This is a genomic window from Streptomyces sp. NPDC006393 (assembly GCF_040628575.1).
Classification (GTDB): Bacteria; Actinomycetota; Actinomycetes; order Streptomycetales; family Streptomycetaceae; genus Streptomyces.
In genome coordinates this window covers 17045-32029 of the sequence record NZ_JBEXZD010000100.1, presented here as the reverse complement: position 1 = coordinate 32029, position 14985 = coordinate 17045, and the positions used below count along the sequence as shown (strand labels likewise).

Sequence of the window (14985 nt, the reverse complement as noted above, 5' to 3'; positions counted from 1 at the left end):
GGCCAGGGCGTGCAGCGCGACGCGGTCCATGATGTGCAGCGGGTCCTCGCCGGGGCTCACCTGTGCCAGGGATCGGTGAAGTCCTGGGGCGCGGCGCCGGACGTTCAGGCCGCCGGGCAGGATGCCGTCGCTCTCGCAGCCTCGGCGTACGCAGTCCCGCATGACGTCCCAGATGGCCAGCAGGCCGGAGCGGACTTCCCCCTCGGGGCGCCAGGTGGCCTCGTTGGCGAGCATGACATCGCTGATCCGGCGGTCTCCTGTCTGTCCGAGGAGTTCCTCACCGGATCCGAAGGGGTAGGGCACGCTCCGGCCGTCGGCGGCGGTAGCGGGTTGCTCGCCGTGCAGGAACCCGCCGCCCACCGAGTAGTAGGTCTGCGTGTGCAGGACGAGCCCGTTGTGGTCGCAGGCGGTGAAGGTGAGGGCGTTGGGGTGTTGGGGCAGGGCGTGTGCGTGCAGCACGAGGTCGTAGTCGGCCGGACGGACGCCCAGCAGAGGGACGCGCCGGTCTTGGGCCAGTTGGCCCACTCGTTCGTCGGCCGTCTGCACGTCGACGGTCGCTGGTTCCTCGCCCATCAGGCCGAGGAGGACTGCTTTGTCGGTGCCGTGGCCCGGTCCGGTTGCGCTGAGCGATCCGTACAGCTCGATACGTACGGACTCGACGCGGTTGAGAAGTGCCGCTGCGGCCAGGGCGGTGGCGAAGAGGCGGGCGGCGCGCATCGGTGCCACGGTGTGGGAGCTGGAAGGGCCTATACCGACGGTGAAGAGATCGAAAGCGCTGATCACTGGGCCTCCTGGGTGGTGGTGCCGAGGGCGGCGGGGGACTCCGCGTCGGGGATGAGGATGCGGGGGGTTCCGGTGCCGTCGGCGGGGACCTTCCACACATCGGAGTGGCCCCGGCCCCGCTGGATGGCGTAGGCGACGGTCCGCGGGTCGATCCAGGCGGCCTGGTCGTCCACGCTGCGGGTCTCGGCGAGTGGGGTGATGTGGCGGGTGGCCAGGTCGAGGACCGACAGGCGCCAGCCGTGGGCGGGGTCTCCGCCGCGGGCGGACTTGAAGGCGATGCGGGTGCCGTCGGGAGACAGCGAGGGGCACTCGACGTTGTCCATGAGTGCTGTCAGGTGGTGGGTGGCCATGTCACCGAGGACGAGGTAGCGGTGGCCGGCGGTGGACATGGTCGCGTAGAAGTGACGGTCGTCGGCGGTGAAGGTGACGCCCCAGAAGTTGAGGTCCCGGGCACGGTAGGGCTTGTCGTTCACGGTGACCGACCAGTCCTCCAGGGTGGGGATCAGCTCCTGGGTGCGGGTGTCGAGGATGCCGGCGCGGGTGGAGAAGCGTCCGCCGTTGTAGGAGTCGCCGGTGACGAAGACGGTCCAGGCGACCATCCGGCCGCTGGGCGAGACCCTGGCCCGGTTGGGCACTCCGACCAGTGGGATCTCCCGGACTGTCTTCAGGTGCGTGTCGAGTACGGCGAGCTGGTAGGTCGTCAGCCCGGGATCGAGGCGCAGGCAGAGACCGGTGCCGCCGGCCGCGTACACCCGTGCGCAGGACAGGGACGAGACGGTGCGCTTTGCGGCGGGGTCGTCCGCCGACACGGAGACCAGGCGGCCGGTGCTGTCCGAGGCGGTGCTGCGTGCCACCAGGCGGGGTCCCGGAGCCAGGGAGATCTGGCCGGTCGCTGCCTGGGCGGACGATCCGGTCCCTCTGGCGATCACGATGGCCAGGACCGCTACGACGGCCAGTGCGGTGACTGCGGCGATCTGGATCGTGATGCGGGTGGTGCGGCTGGTCACGCGGCGGCCTCCTGCTGTGTGCGGCCTGCCAGGACGGCGGCCGTGACGGTGACGGCCAGGACCGCGGTGACCGCGGCGGCCGCGGTCGCCGTGGTGGTTCCCCATGTCGTCCAGGCGAGCCCGAAGGCGGCGGAGGAGACGAAGTAGGCAAGGGCTTGGACGGTCTGCACGCAGGCCAGGCCGGTGGTGCGCAGGCCGGCCGGCAGCAGGGGGCCGGCCAGGGCCATCAGGACTCCGTCGGTGGCGGCGTAGAACGCGCCGTAGCAGCAGAGCACGGCTATGGTCACGGGGATGCCCGGCAGTGGGCTGCACAGCAGCAGATAGACCGCGACGAGCGCACCGTAGCCGGCGAGCAGCATGGTGCGGCGGCCGTGCCGGTCCGCGAAAGCCCCGAGCGGAGCGGCGAGGAGCAGGTAGACGAGATTGGTGCCCACCGCCATGAGCGGGAACCAGCCGGTCGACACGGACTCGCGCCGCATCAGCAGCAGGTAGACGAAGCCGTCACCGACGGTGGCCAGCCCCAGCAGCCCGGCAGCACAGAGCAGTCGGCGGACGGAGGCGGCGTGCAGCAGTCGGGCGGCGGCCCTCAGACTGACGGGGGTGGCAGCGGGCTGCTCGTCGCGGCGGTCGCGGGTGAACACGGCCAAGGCCAGCAGCCCGGCGGCTGCGACACAGAAGCTGGTGACGAACAGTGCGTCGAAGGCCGCCGGGCTGGTCCTCCCGACGGCCGCCAGGACGCCGAGCGCGGCCAGCGGCCCCGCGAAGGCGCCCATGCTGTCCATGGCCCGGTGGACACCGAACGCCTGGCCGAGCACCGGTTCGGGAACCGACAGGGTGATGAGCGCATCGCGTGGTGCGCTGCGCAGTCCCTTTCCGGCCCGGTCGGCGACGATGACCGCGCCGAGTACGGGAAGGGAGGATCCGGCGGCCACCAGGCCCAGCTTGGCCAGGGCGGAGATGCCGTAGCCGGCCGCGGCGACCGTCTTGCGCCTGCGGAAGCGGTCGGCCACATACCCTCCGACCAGCCGCAGCAAGGCGGTCGCGCCGGTGTAGAGGCCGTCCATCAGACCGTAGGCGGCCGGGCTGAGCTGCAAAGTGAGGACGAAGTACAAAGGCAGGACGGCGGTGACCATTTCCGCGGAGACGTCGGTGAGCAGACTCACCGTCCCGAGCGCCAGAACATTGGCACCGACTGTGGCGGCTGTTGCGCGGGGGCCCCGGCGCGTGCCGTCTCCTCTGGATCGGTCGATGGTGGACAGATACACGGCCGGGTTCGCCTCCTCGGGGGCGGTCGGAAAAAAGGGGTGCTGGAGGCCGGACCGAGGGGAGCGGTTCCGGCCTCCAGCGGATCAGGGGGCTACTGGTCAGCCCTGGGTGATGGTGAGGTCGTCGAGTTGGGCTTCGAAGAGGCTGGCGTTGCCGGCGTCGGCGGCTTCGAGGTAGACGCGGATGGTCTTGCCGGCGAAGGCGGACAGGTCGGCGGTGGCGGTCTGCCACTGCCCGGCGACCTCGCTGGCCGATCCGGTCTTCTCGAACACCGTGGTGGGTGTGGTGCCGTCCAGGACACGGATGCGCAGGTAGTCGTCGGTGCCGGAGTTGTCGCCGTTGGCGACGTTGTAGGTGAAGTGCAGGGTCAGCGGGCCGCCGGCGGGCAGGGTGATCTGCGGGGAGAAGACGGTGGTCTTGCCGCCGTCCAGGTCGTTGTCCCCGTAGGCTGCGCCGGCCGCCGCGCCGGTGGTCAGCGCGTAGGAGCCGGAGGCCGCGGTGAGCTGCTTGACCTGGTTGCTGTGAGTGGAGGTGGTCTGCTGCGCAATGCCCCGCTCGAGCACGCCCGATGTCGCCGTGTCGGTGCCGGCGGCATCGACCCGCCAGCCCTTGTCCGACTCGAAGTCATCCGAGAACACGGTGCTGGTGCCACCGGAGGCGGTCACGGACCAGGTGAAGGAGGCGGACGCGGTGGCGCCGGTGGCGTCCTTGACGGTCGCCTTGACCGTGGAGGTACCGGCGGTGGTCGGAGTGCCGGTGACCCGTCCGGTCGTGGAGTCGAGCGACAGCCCGGCGGGCAGCCCGGTGGCCGACCAGGAGTAGGGGCTGCTGCCCCCGGAGGCGGCCAGCTGCAGCGAGGCCGCCTGGCCGACGGTGCTGCTCTGACCGCCGGGATCGGTGACGGCCAGTGCGGATGTGGAGGACGTCCAGGCGTCGGTGATGGGCGACTTGCCGGACGCGTTGCCCAGGGCGGGCAGGCCGTACATGTCCTCGATGGTGCGCAGGACGTTGAAGTGGTTGATCTGGGTGTTCGACTGGTAGCCGGCCTTGACGTGCGCGCCGGCGAAGACGGTGTAGATCTGGTTGACGGAGGTGAAGTTGTCCTCGTCGAAGGTGGCGATCAGCAGGCTGTTGTGCGTCTTGGCCCACTGGACGTAGCCGTCGAGATTGTTCTTGATCCAGCTGTCACCGGTGCCCACGGAGCAGTCGTGCATGTCGTTGCACATGTTCGGGATGACGAACGAGACCGTGGGCAGCTTGCTGTAGTCGCTGGGGAACGACGAGTACGGCACGTTGTACGCGGAGCCGCTCACGGTGGGGAAGTCCACCCAGGGTGCGTGCTTGCGCCGGTAGTTGCCGCTGCTGCAGCCGGTGTACCCGGCGCTGGGAAGCCCCTCGGAGTAGCCCTTGAAGGTGCGGCCGGCGTTGAGGAGTTGCTGTCCGAGGTTGCCGGTCGTGAACGACTTGGGACAGTCGTCGTTGGTGACGCCCTGCTGGGAGCCGGAGAACAGGGAGATGTAGTTCGGCTGGCTGGGATGGGTGACGCCGAAGGCGTTGGTGAACAGCGTCCCCTGGGAGGCGAGGGAGTTGAGGTAGGGAGCGCTGGAGCCGCCCTTGATGGTCGAGTAGTTCTTGTTCTCGAACATCACGACGACCACGTGGTCGAACTGCGGGACGGCCGAGGCGACGGGATCCGCCGAAAAGCTTCTGGCGGCGTGCTGCGGGGATGACGAGAGCAGGCTTGCTCCGGTCAGGAGGGCGAGGGCCGAAGCCCCGGCCAGGGCTGCGATGCGCAAGCGGCGCATGAGTGCTGACCTCCTCATGAGGGGTTGGAAGGGGAACGAGACGGGTGGTGCCGCACCGCCGCTGGTCCGCTCGGCGTCGCAGCGGCGGAGACCGGTGGGCCTTCAGCCCTGGGTGATGGTGAGGTCGTCGAGTTGGGCTTCGAAGAGGCTGGCGTTGCCGGCGTCGGCGGCTTCGAGGTAGACGCGGATGGTCTTGCCGGCGAAGGCGGACAGGTCGGCGGTGGCGGTCTGCCACTGCCCGGCGACCTCGCTGGCCGATCCGGTCTTCTCGAACACCGTGGTGGGTGTGGTGCCGTCCAGGACACGGATGCGCAGGTAGTCGTCGGTGCCGGAGTTGTCGCCGTTGGCGACGTTGTAGGTGAAGTGCAGGGTCAGCGGGCCGCCGGCGGGCAGGGTGATCTGCGGGGAGAAGACGGTGGTCTTGCCGCCGTCCAGGTCGTTGTCCCCGTAGGCTGCGCCGGCCGCCGCGCCGGTGGTCAGCGCGTAGGAGCCGGAGGCCGCGGTGAGCTGCTTGACCTGGTTGCTGTGAGTGGAGGTGGTCTGCTGCGCAATGCCCCGCTCGAGCACACCCGATGTCGCCGTGTCGGTGCCGGCGGCATCGACCTGCCAGCCCTTGTCCGACTCGAAGTCATCCGAGAACACCGCGCTGCCGGAAGTGGTGGCGCCGGTGTAGAGCAGCCGGTTCGGGGTGTTGGTGCCCGCGCTCTTTATCTTGCCGGTCGTGGCGCTGTTGATCAGTGCGTCCTGGACGTCGGCGGGGGTGGCGGTGGGGTGGGCGGCGAGCCACAGAGCGGCGGCGCCGGTGACGTGCGGGGCCGCCATGGAGGTGCCTGAGATGGTGTTGGTGGCCGTGTCGCTGCTGTTCCAGGCGGAGGTGATGGACGTGCCGGGCGCGAAGAGGTCCGTGCACGGCCCGTAGTTGGAGCTGGAGCGGCGGGTGTCGCTGGAGTCGGAGTTGTTGACCACGATCGCGGTGTCGATGTCGCCGGGGGAGTTCTTGCAGGCGTCTGTGCCGCTGTTGCCGGAGGAGACCACCCAGGTGATGCCGGAGGCGATGGACTTCTTGATCGCCGCGTCCTCGCTGCTGATCACCGAGCTTTTGCTGTTGATGCTCATGTTGACCACGGCGGGTTTGGCCGCGTGCGCGGTGATCCAGTCCGCGGCGGCGATGATCGCCGAGGTGCTCGCGTTGTCGTTGCAGTCGGTCACGCGGACGGCGACGAGTTTGACGCCCTTGGCCACGCCGTAGTCCTTGCCGCCCACTGTCCCGGCCACATGGGTGCCATGGCCGAGGCAGTCCTGCCCGTTGCGTCCGTCGCCGACCTCGTCCACACCGATGCTCGCCCGGTCCTGGAACTGGGTGTGGGTGGTGCGCAGGCCGCTGTCGACGAGGTACACGGTGACGTTGCTCGCCGTGGTCCCGTAGGTGTAGCCGTGGTCGAGGGGCAGGCTGCGCTGGTCGATGCGGTCCAGGCCCCAGGACGGGGGGTCGGTCTGGGTGGTGGAGCTGTGCTGCACGGCGTCCTGCTCCACGTAGGCCACGGCCGCGTCAGCGGCGGTCAGGCGCGCCTCCTGCGCGGTCATCTCGGCCGCATACCCGTGCAGCGCCGTGGTGTAGGTGTGCCGGATCTTCCCGCCGTGTGCTCGGGTAAGCCGTGCTGCCTCGTCCCGTGCCGAGGCTGCGGGGCCGGCCGTGTCCTTGAGGACCACGATGTACCGGTCGGCGAGGGCTCCGGCCACGGGCCGGACGCCCCCGCCTCCGGCAGAGGGTGCCGGCGCTGCGTGGGAGGGCTGCACGGCCAGGGCGGTGAGTGCGGCTGCCGCAAGAGCGGCCAGGACGGGTCTGCGGGCACGTGGGCGCACGTCGGCTCCAGAAGAAAGAGGGGAGGGGGAGGCTGGGCCCCGGCGGTGGTCCGGGCTCGCCCTGGTGTACTCCCCTGCGCGACGTCGTGGTGGCGACCTGTTGCCAGCGGCCGAAAGGAGACAGGAGAGGTAAGCAGAATTCGGAAAGCTTCACCGCACGGAGGCCGGTGCGGATCTCCTCGTCCCGGACCTGTTCCAAAACTGCCCGTCCGTGCCACCATCTCGGCCGGAACCATCGCGTCCGGAACGCCTGAATTCCGCCCCGCCTCCAGGCAGCCACGTCCGCCCTCGGTGTAAAGGGACCCCTCATGAGCGACGACGACCTGCTGGCGCATCTGCACTGTCTCGGGCTGGCAGCCCGGGAGGCCGGACTCTACCTGGCCATGCTCCGCACCGGGCGTACTGCCGCAGTGGAGTTGGCTGAACACCTCGGCTGGAAGCCCGATGAGGCCGTGCAGTCCCTGGGGCGCCTCGTCGAACTCGGCCTGGCAGCAGCCTGCGCACCGGACCGGTCCGAAGCCGTTCCGGTGGATCCCACCATCGCCCTCGACCATTTGTCCCACACCAGGGCGGCGGAACTGCGCAAGGCCCAGACCTCCGCGGCCAACGCCTACCGCGACTACCGGCGCTCGGTATGCCCGCAGGCCACCGACGACCTCGTCGAGGTGATCACCGGCGCCCAGATCACCGACCGGATCCGGCACGCCGAAAGCACCGTGGAATCACAGGTCCTCCGCTTCGACTCCCCGCCCTACCACATCCCCGCCGGCGCCAACCCGATGGAGCTGGAAAACCTGCAACGCGGCGTCGAGTACCGGGTCGTCTACTCCAAGTCCGCCGTACAGAACCACGCCTACTACGCCGCCAACATCCAAGCCTGTGTCGCCGCGGGCGAGCAGGCCCGGGTGCTGCCCACCGTCCCCGTCAAGCTCACCATCTTCGACCGGCGGCTGGCCATCGTCTCGATGTCCTTCGTCGAGGCCGAGGTCAACGACTCCCTGCTTCTGGTGCGCCCCTCGAGCCTGCTGTCCGCGCTCACCGGGCTCTTCGAGACCTCTTGGCGCTCGGCGTTCCCCATGCACTTCAGCGACCGCGTCCCGCCCGCGCTGCGCCCCATCCATGTCCGGATGCTGGAACTGCTCGGCGCCGGCGTCACCGACGAAACCATCGCGGAGCTGCTCGGCATCAGCCGCCGCACCCTGTCCCGCAACCTCGAACAGCTCAACCAGCGAGCCGGCACCGTCACCCGGTTTCAACTCGCCCTGCACGCCGTCCGCAACGGATGGATCTGACCCGCTGTTCGTCCTAATGCTCGCTGGAGCCACGGTTCCCCGCGGCAGCGGCCAGGGCGAAACGGCCGTTCGTTTACGCCCGGTCGATGACCGCCTCGCGTCAGCCGGGTCAGCCGTCCACCAGGCAGACGCGGACGTGCTGCGGGTGGTGAGGAGGAACCACCCGCAGCACGAGATGCCGGTCAGCTGTGGAAGGCAGCCGTTCCGTTCGGCGTTCCCAGGCCCGTCGGGCCGTCATAGCCTTCCTCTGCCGTGCAGAAGTAGGCCGGAGAGCAGGTGCCGTTGTTGCCTGAGGTCACGTCGTTGAGCGCGTCCGGGTGGGCGTACGGGTAGGATGCCGGGCTGGATCCGGCGGCCGGGGTACCCGCGTCCGCGTAGACACCGGCTATGACGGGGGTGGCCGCGCTGGTCCCGCCGTAGACGCCCCAGCCGCCTTCCTGGTAGCTGTCGTAGACGGCGACGCCGTGTGTCGGGTCGGCCACGGCTGCGACGTCCGCGGTCATGCGTTTGGGGCAGCCCGCATCCTTCTGCCAGGACGGCTTGGGCTCGTACGCCGAGCAGCCGGAGCCGGTGCCCTGGCCGGGCTTGCTGTTCCAGACGGTCTCGTTCCAGCCTCGTGCGTTGGACGCCCTGACCAGCGAGGTGCCGCCGACCGACGTCACGTACGGGGAGCTGGAGGGGTAGCCGACTCCCCAGGAGTAGTCCCAGTCGCCGCTGCCTGCGACCACCGCGACGCCTGGGTGGTTGTAGTACTGCTTGTCGTAGCTGGGGTCGGATGAGGATTCCTTGAAGATGTAGCTGTTGGAGATGTACTTGGCTCCGAGCGTGACGGCGCGGTTGACGGCGGTGCCCATCGCGGTCATGGTCCCGCTGGACGCCTCGACGAAGAGGATCTTCGCCCTCGGGGCGATCGCTGAGACCAGGTCCAGGTCCAGTGAGTCCTCGGCGCCCTGATTGGCGCTGGCCCTGGACGGCATGGGGAAGGTCTGGCCGGAGGAGTTCACCTTCTTGAAGCAGCCGTTGGCCGTGGTGCAGGCGGGCAGTCCGTACTGCTTGCGGTAGGTCGCCAGATCACTCTCGGCACTCGGGTCGTCGTAGGCGTCGATCACCGCGATGGTCTGGCCCGCACCTCCGTCGGCGGGCAGCTTGTAGGCGCTCTGGAGGTCGGTGGGGCCGTAGCCGGACGGCGTTGCGCTGGAGGTGGTGCCGAATGCGGAGACGTGCTCGTTCGGGTGGTCGACCTTCAGGACGTCACAGGATGCCGCCGTGGTGCTGGGTGCGGCGCACAGTTGATGCCAGGTCAGCGCTGTGAGATCGGGGTGGTTCGGGGATGCGCTGGCCCTTCCGGTTGCGGCGAGAGCGGTGATCGTCAGGGTGCCGGCCGCGAAGGCGGACAGGATGAGCTGAGGGCGTTTGAGGGTGTGCCTACGCATGGGTTCTTCCTCTCGGGTGCTGGAACGCAGGAGCGAGTGGCAGGCGCATGACAGGCCGGACGGGGTCGTCAGCGTCTGCAACAAGGGGGTTGGGGTCAGGGGATGTTGTACATGGGGTTGGGCAGCTTGAAGCCGCGGTCGTCGTAGCCGCCGGCGTAGTCGCTGACCTGGTCGCCGATGGCTTCGATGAAGTCGTAGGCCTTCGCCTGCTCCAGGTACTTGCGGGTGTTGGACTTGAACGGGATCGCCGTACAGGTGGTGCCGCAGGGGAGGTAGGAGGGCGGGTTGCTCTTCGGACGCAGGTAGAGGCCGTCGATGGGGAAGCCCAGTGCGGTGAGCTGGTTACGGGTGACCGTGGTGTGGTTGTCGTGCCGACCGGTGATGAAGATGACCTTCACGCCGTGCGCGTGGGCCCACTTGGCGAGATCCAGGGTCGGCTTGATGACGGGGTAGGTGTTGTCCGCGTTGGCCTGTGCATCCGCTGCACTGGCGTCCGGGCCGCCACCGAAGTCGAAGTCGGCGTTGACCGGGTAGGTCGAGATGGAGGTGTCGTCGATGTCCAGCATGATGGCCGGGATCCGCGGAGCGTTGTGGGCCAGGCGCTGCTCCAGGTAGGACCTGGCCTTGCCGATCTGGGTGGCCACGTCAGCGGCCCACCGGCTGTGCGGGCCGATGTGGTGGTGGCCGGAGGCGTCCGTGTAGCCGTTGTAGTAGGCGTTGATCTGTGCCTTGAGTTGGTCGAGGTTGTGCGGCTCGGAGCCGACACGTTCGTAGTGGGGCGTCGGTGTCGGGTCGCTGTGGGCGGCGGAGGCCATTCCGGCGGTGGCCAGGACCGCGCTGAGGGCCACGGTGATGGCCGTCTTGACCGACTTCGACGACGCTGGAATCAGGCGTGCTTTCACGTTGCTCCTACGGCAGAGGGGTGCGAGTGGCCGTCGCGCTGTGCGTGTTCACGCGGGGCGCGCCGGTGAGGTGGGAGGCGGGGCCGTGCGGACGGGCTCAGAAGACCGTGTCCGTCTGATCGGGGATGACGCTCCCGTCGGCACGGCGTGCTGGGCCGAGACTGCCGTCCGCATGGGTGTGTCCGCTTGTGGCGCACGGGTACGGCCTGGTGCGCCGGGCGAGCGGCTGGATGAACATGGGGTTGATCAGCCACTTGCCGTCCGCGTTGTCGTATGCCTGGCACATGAGTTCGGTGTTGTTGCGGTTGATGGCCAGGTGGGCACCGATGGCGTCGCTGGCGAAGACGACGTCGGTGGAGGAGTCTCCCGCGGCCAGTACCGGGCGCTTGCCGGGTGGCGCGGGCCGGAACGCCGCCGCACCGCGGATGCCGAAGACGTCCTGGTTGATGAAGCACCGCTTGCCGCTGACGTAGGTGATCACCGAGTCGGCACCGTCCGGGAAGTTGCCGCAGCCTCGCAGGTGCGCACTCTGGCGGCCGTGCGTGTACAGGCTCTGGATGCCGATCACCCGGTGAGGCGGAATGTCGAGGCCTGCTGCCCAGACCTGGACGTCGAGCTGAGGGGAGGCGCTTGCCACCCACGCCGCGAAACCGTCGCGCTGGAGGGTGTGGATGAGGTCGCGCTGCTGGGCGTAGTACCGCACCCAGCCGGTCACCTGGTGGTGCCCACCTGCCAGGTCGTGCCGACCGGTGCGGAGAGGGCCTGCGCCCGGGCCCGCGCCGCGTATGACGTGATCTGGGCGGAGGTGTGTCCGGTGAGCAGTTGCGCGACACAGGCCGAACTCGGCGACACAAGCTGGTGGTTGTACCCCGAAAAGGCTGCCGCGCCGCCCGTCGTGGTGCCGTGGTAGACCGCGTAGATCTGGTCTGCACAAGCAGTGTCGCCGGCAGTCGACAGCGGCATCCCCACGGGAGCCGACACGTTGCAGGCGCCGCTGAGGGCTCGGTCCGCCGCAGGTGTCAGATAGCGGTTGAGGGACGACCATCTGGCGGGCCGCAGGACCTTGTCGTTGCGCAGGATCCAGTAGAAGAGCGCGTCGCCGACATCGTTCTTGACAACGGTGTTGTCCCAGTCGAAGACGGCGACCGGGGGCGTACTCGTACGTCCCCCGGCCTTGCCTGCGGAACGGGAGGAAGGCGCCGGCTGGGCGCAGGGGGCGTATGCGTTGATGATCCGCTGGAGGCGTGCCCTGTTGTCGCCGTACCAGGCGGGCGTGACGGGGAGCGTGGCGCAAGCGGTGGAACGTGGGCGTGAGGTGGCATGTGCGGTGGTGAAGCCGGTGGCCAGCACGGCTACCGCCCAAGATGCCAGAAGCGCGACGGCCTTGCGGGTGAGGGGTCTGTAACGGAGCCTGCCAGCCTTTGCTGGAACGGCCATGGCACCGCGTCTCCGTTCTTCGGTGATGTTCGACGGCGGGACTAATACGGGGCGGGAGACGGGGTCACGTCCTTGTGAGACGTGACCCCGCGGGCGGGACCGCGTTCCTCGTGAGACACGGCCCCGCGCGAGACGAGCCGGATCCAGGCCCACGAGCGTGAGCCTCCTGATCAGGTCAGACGTCGGCCGTCTTCTTGATCCACGCACGGTGCGGGGCGATCTGCGCATACGACTTCGTCGTGTCGTCGCCGCGGCTGTCGAGTCCGACCTCGACACCGTTGTACAGAGCGGGACCGCCCGAGTCCCCCTTGGCTGAAATGTCAGGTCCCTTGACGAGGCACAGCGCCGGCCCGCCCTTGACGTCCGTGCAGTTGGTGCCCTTGACCTTCATGTGCCCGGACTTCAGGCGGTCGGAGTGACTGCCGCCCTGGGTCGTGTCACCCCAGCCCCATATCTGCACGGTCGAACCGATGGGCGGATTGCTGCTCCCCAGGGCGAGGTAAGTGGTGCGGACCGGGGACGACAGGTGCAGCAGGAGCAGGTCGCCCTTGATGCTCGGGTCGGTGTACTTCTTGTCGACCGTGCCCTTGGTGCCGCTCTTCAGTTGGGGGTTGCCGACGTAGACGACCTCCTTGTCACCGGAGCAGTGCCCGGCCGTCAGCACCCACTGGGCGGCGATGATGGCCCCGGAACAGATCCCGCCGTGGCCGTCCTTGGTGTAGTGGACGTCGGCCGACCAGGGCGCGCTGTCGTACTGGCCGCCGATGATGGCGGGTTGCGCTGCCTGCGTGGACGGGGCGGGGCCGGCCTGGTGCGCCGATGCGACCTGTCCACCGACAGTCAAGCTCAACGCGAGAGCGGCTGCGGCGCCAAAGGGCACAGCGATTTTGCGCATGAGAAACCCTTTCGGGAAAGTGAGGGGAGAACTGAAGCGGGGGCCGGCCCTGGAGCTGGCGCCAGCACAAGAGGCAGGGCACGCCCGGACGTTTGAACAAGAGACGTGCCGGCCGACCAGCGAAGGGCCGAACTCCCGCTGGCCGCCTGAAAAAATGAACGGTTCCGCCGATGGATACGGGACAGCGGTGCAGCGGTCGGTGAACCGCACCGGCCGCACGCTGCACCAGCTCGGGCAGAGCTGCGTCCGCCGCGCGGAAGTCCTGTACGGAAGCAGACCGCTACGGCACCCACACAAGGACGGCCACGAGACGTCTTCGGCTACCTGCGCGCACGTCAGCTCCTGAAGGGAGAACTCGCGAACCCCGGACTGTCCGGGACACACCTGGTGTACTCCCGTACGCACCCGTGTGGTGACGAGACGTCGCCAATGGCCGAGACTGGCACGCACCCCGCCCGGCCCACCCAGCCGCCACGGCAGCTGGACGACTCAGCCGGCCTGAGACGGTCGAGTACTGCGACGGCGCAGACCATTCGCCTGCCGGCCCACTGCCTGCCTGGCTGAATCTGGCCACCCGTCAGGGGCCAGAGCTTCTGGAATGCTCCGATGGCGAGCGTGTTCACCCACGGAGCTGAACAGCGCATTCTCGGCCCCGCCGAGTCCTGGTTGCCATGGCCTGGCGGCGACCAGCGAAGGCACCGACGCTCCCGTCGGCCGCGCCCCGATCAGTCGCGCGTGCGTTCCGTCCAGGCCTCCAGGCCCGGCCACAGACTGGTGCCCAGCGCAACCTCAAGGCGGGCGAGCGTACCCATGTCCGGCAGCACCATGCCACGCAACAGCCGGCTGATGGTCGCGTGCGACACGCCGGCTTTGTCTCCCAGAGACCTCAGCCCGATCGCGGACGCCTCCATGGCGCGCGACAGGTTCCGCGCGAATGCCTGGCCGTAGTGCGCACTGACCGGAGCGTCCGCGGCCAGCCGGGCATACGGCCACTCGCCGGTCGCGACGTAGGTCGCCGGCAATTGGTCGTTGTTGCTCCGGGGCATGCCGAGATGATCCCACGTGCCCATGGGTCCCGTCCCTTCATGCCGGTGCAAATCAGCGCACGCGACAAGGTGGTGCAAGTACACACCACCATAAGGGATAGAGAACCGCTGCGCCGAGTTCACGGCTGCACCCACTCGGTCACCCCGTACCAGCTCCGATGGCGGTGACCTGGCAGTACACAACTACGAGTCCCCTCGGCTGGGCACCACCTGCGACCTACAACCCGCCCGCCGACGCGACCGCCTCGGCGTCGGCGCCACCACCCCAGCCGTGAAGGGCTGTGTTGCTTGCGCGCTCGGCCCGGCGGGCGTCCGTTCGGCACATATAAATCGCAGCGGCCGCGTCTGCCTCTCTGGCCGGGGGGGCAAATGCTGTCGTTCCTCTCGCCTGTTTCGCTCCCCTGCGGGAGTGGGCCGGACCGACAGTGCCAGGGGTATCCGCCGAGCGATCCACTCAAATCAGGGATGGCGACGTTGAACGGAATACACCCTCATTCCGCGAGGCTGATCACACCATCGGGGATCCAGCCCTCAAGGAACCCCCTGACAAGGGGGGTGAGCTCACGGGGGTACACCTCGAACCCATCGGCTTCCAGATCCGAGAGGGGATGCCAAGAATAATCTGAATCCAGAAGCGAGTCGGCTCGCATGTGAAGACTCAGCGTCAGCATTTTCTCGCGACGAACGACGAAAATATGCGTCACGCGATCCCGCTTTCCCCTTGCATTCGTGTCGAACCTGCCGATCACCGGGGTGGCGGCAACAAACCAGTGCGAGAAGAGCGGATTGAGAACATGAATGACTGAGAGTTTGGAAAACGGAATACGAAATACTCCGGCCTTGACCGGCCGCCAAGGTGACTCACTACTGTGCGCTCGGCACAAGAGTACCCGCTCATGGCGGTCGATTACGGCCATCACCGTGGATACTCTGCTGCAGAAGGTTCGTCCCATGCAATTGAGCGTTCATCAGGGCTGATGTCCCTGCCACTACTGAGTCGCAAGCGGATGAAGCCGACAACAACTCACTCTTTCATTGAAGTGAGGAAGATGGGAAAAGAGGCTGTGCCGTGCACCAGCCATCAAGACTCGGTACCCATTTTGCCCCGCTGCCCTGGGAGGGCAGGGCTGACCCCAGGGCGAGGGCGTGTCTCTCAGGAGAGCGTGGGCGTACCCCTTCTCCGTGCCAAGCTCGCTGCCGTCAAACAGGCATAGACCTGCAGAGTTGCACTCGACGTTCCCGAATCACCCTCCGCG

The 14985-nt window shown here is 68.3% G+C and carries 13 protein-coding genes; 1 reads left to right on the top strand and 12 read right to left on the bottom strand.

The window, feature by feature from the left end:
- The 5 genes from ABZ484_RS30445 to ABZ484_RS30425 form a co-directional block, all read right to left on the bottom strand.
- Window positions 1–783 (bottom strand): serine dehydratase beta chain (locus ABZ484_RS30445; protein ID WP_358869143.1); only part of this gene is annotated, 783 nt, incomplete at its 3' end.
- Window positions 780–1790, bottom strand: coding sequence for a hypothetical protein (locus tag ABZ484_RS30440; RefSeq protein WP_358869142.1), 1011 nt, complete (start codon window positions 1788–1790; stop codon window positions 780–782). The genes ABZ484_RS30445 and ABZ484_RS30440, both read right to left, overlap by 4 nt.
- Window positions 1787–2953 carry an MFS transporter gene (locus tag ABZ484_RS30435; protein WP_358869141.1) on the bottom strand — a complete coding sequence of 389 codons (1167 nt, stop codon included), beginning with the start codon at window positions 2951–2953 and terminating at the stop codon, window positions 1787–1789. The genes ABZ484_RS30440 and ABZ484_RS30435 overlap by 4 nt, the downstream gene beginning before the upstream one ends.
- 201 nt (window positions 2954–3154) lie before the next feature.
- Window positions 3155–4861: an alkaline phosphatase family protein gene (locus ABZ484_RS30430; RefSeq protein ID WP_358869140.1), complete on the bottom strand. Its 1707-nt coding sequence runs from the start codon at window positions 4859–4861 to the stop codon at window positions 3155–3157.
- Between the two features lie 102 nt (window positions 4862–4963).
- Window positions 4964–6601: a S8 family serine peptidase gene (locus ABZ484_RS30425; protein ID WP_358869139.1), complete on the bottom strand. Its 1638-nt coding sequence runs from the start codon at window positions 6599–6601 to the stop codon at window positions 4964–4966.
- A 431-nt stretch (window positions 6602–7032) separates the two neighbouring features.
- Between ABZ484_RS30425 and ABZ484_RS30420 the strand changes: the two genes are divergently transcribed.
- Window positions 7033–8016, top strand: a complete 984-nt coding sequence (locus tag ABZ484_RS30420) for a helix-turn-helix transcriptional regulator (protein ID WP_358869138.1) — start codon at window positions 7033–7035, stop codon at window positions 8014–8016.
- A gap of 182 nt (window positions 8017–8198) precedes the next feature.
- Here the strand turns inward: ABZ484_RS30420 and ABZ484_RS30415 are convergent, their stop codons facing one another.
- The 7 genes from ABZ484_RS30415 to ABZ484_RS30385 form a co-directional block, all read right to left on the bottom strand.
- Window positions 8199–9449, bottom strand: a complete 1251-nt coding sequence (locus tag ABZ484_RS30415) for a S53 family peptidase (RefSeq protein ID WP_358869137.1) — start codon at window positions 9447–9449, stop codon at window positions 8199–8201.
- Between the two features lie 95 nt (window positions 9450–9544).
- Window positions 9545–10351, bottom strand: a complete 807-nt coding sequence (locus ABZ484_RS30410; protein WP_358869136.1) for an HAD family acid phosphatase — start codon at window positions 10349–10351, stop codon at window positions 9545–9547.
- Between the two features lie 97 nt (window positions 10352–10448).
- Entirely contained in the window at window positions 10449–11066 is a 618-nt protein-coding gene (locus ABZ484_RS30405; RefSeq protein WP_358869135.1) for a hypothetical protein, read from the bottom strand.
- Complete coding sequence (locus ABZ484_RS30400) at window positions 11063–11701, bottom strand: hypothetical protein (protein WP_358869134.1); 639 nt, start codon at window positions 11699–11701, stop codon at window positions 11063–11065. Before ABZ484_RS30400 ends, ABZ484_RS30405 begins: the two co-directional genes overlap by 4 nt.
- Before the next feature lie 262 nt (window positions 11702–11963).
- Complete coding sequence (locus ABZ484_RS30395; protein ID WP_358869133.1) at window positions 11964–12638, bottom strand: trypsin-like serine protease; 675 nt, start codon at window positions 12636–12638, stop codon at window positions 11964–11966.
- Window positions 12639–13408: 770 nt separating this feature from the next.
- The gene (locus ABZ484_RS30390; RefSeq protein WP_358869132.1) at window positions 13409–13753 is read right to left on the bottom strand and encodes a helix-turn-helix transcriptional regulator; all 345 of its coding nucleotides are present in this window, start codon (window positions 13751–13753) and stop codon (window positions 13409–13411) included.
- Between the two features lie 467 nt (window positions 13754–14220).
- A complete protein-coding gene (locus ABZ484_RS30385) occupies window positions 14221–14682 on the bottom strand; it encodes a hypothetical protein (protein WP_358869131.1) in 462 nt (153 codons plus the stop codon).
- Between the last annotated feature and the right edge of the window lie 303 nt (window positions 14683–14985).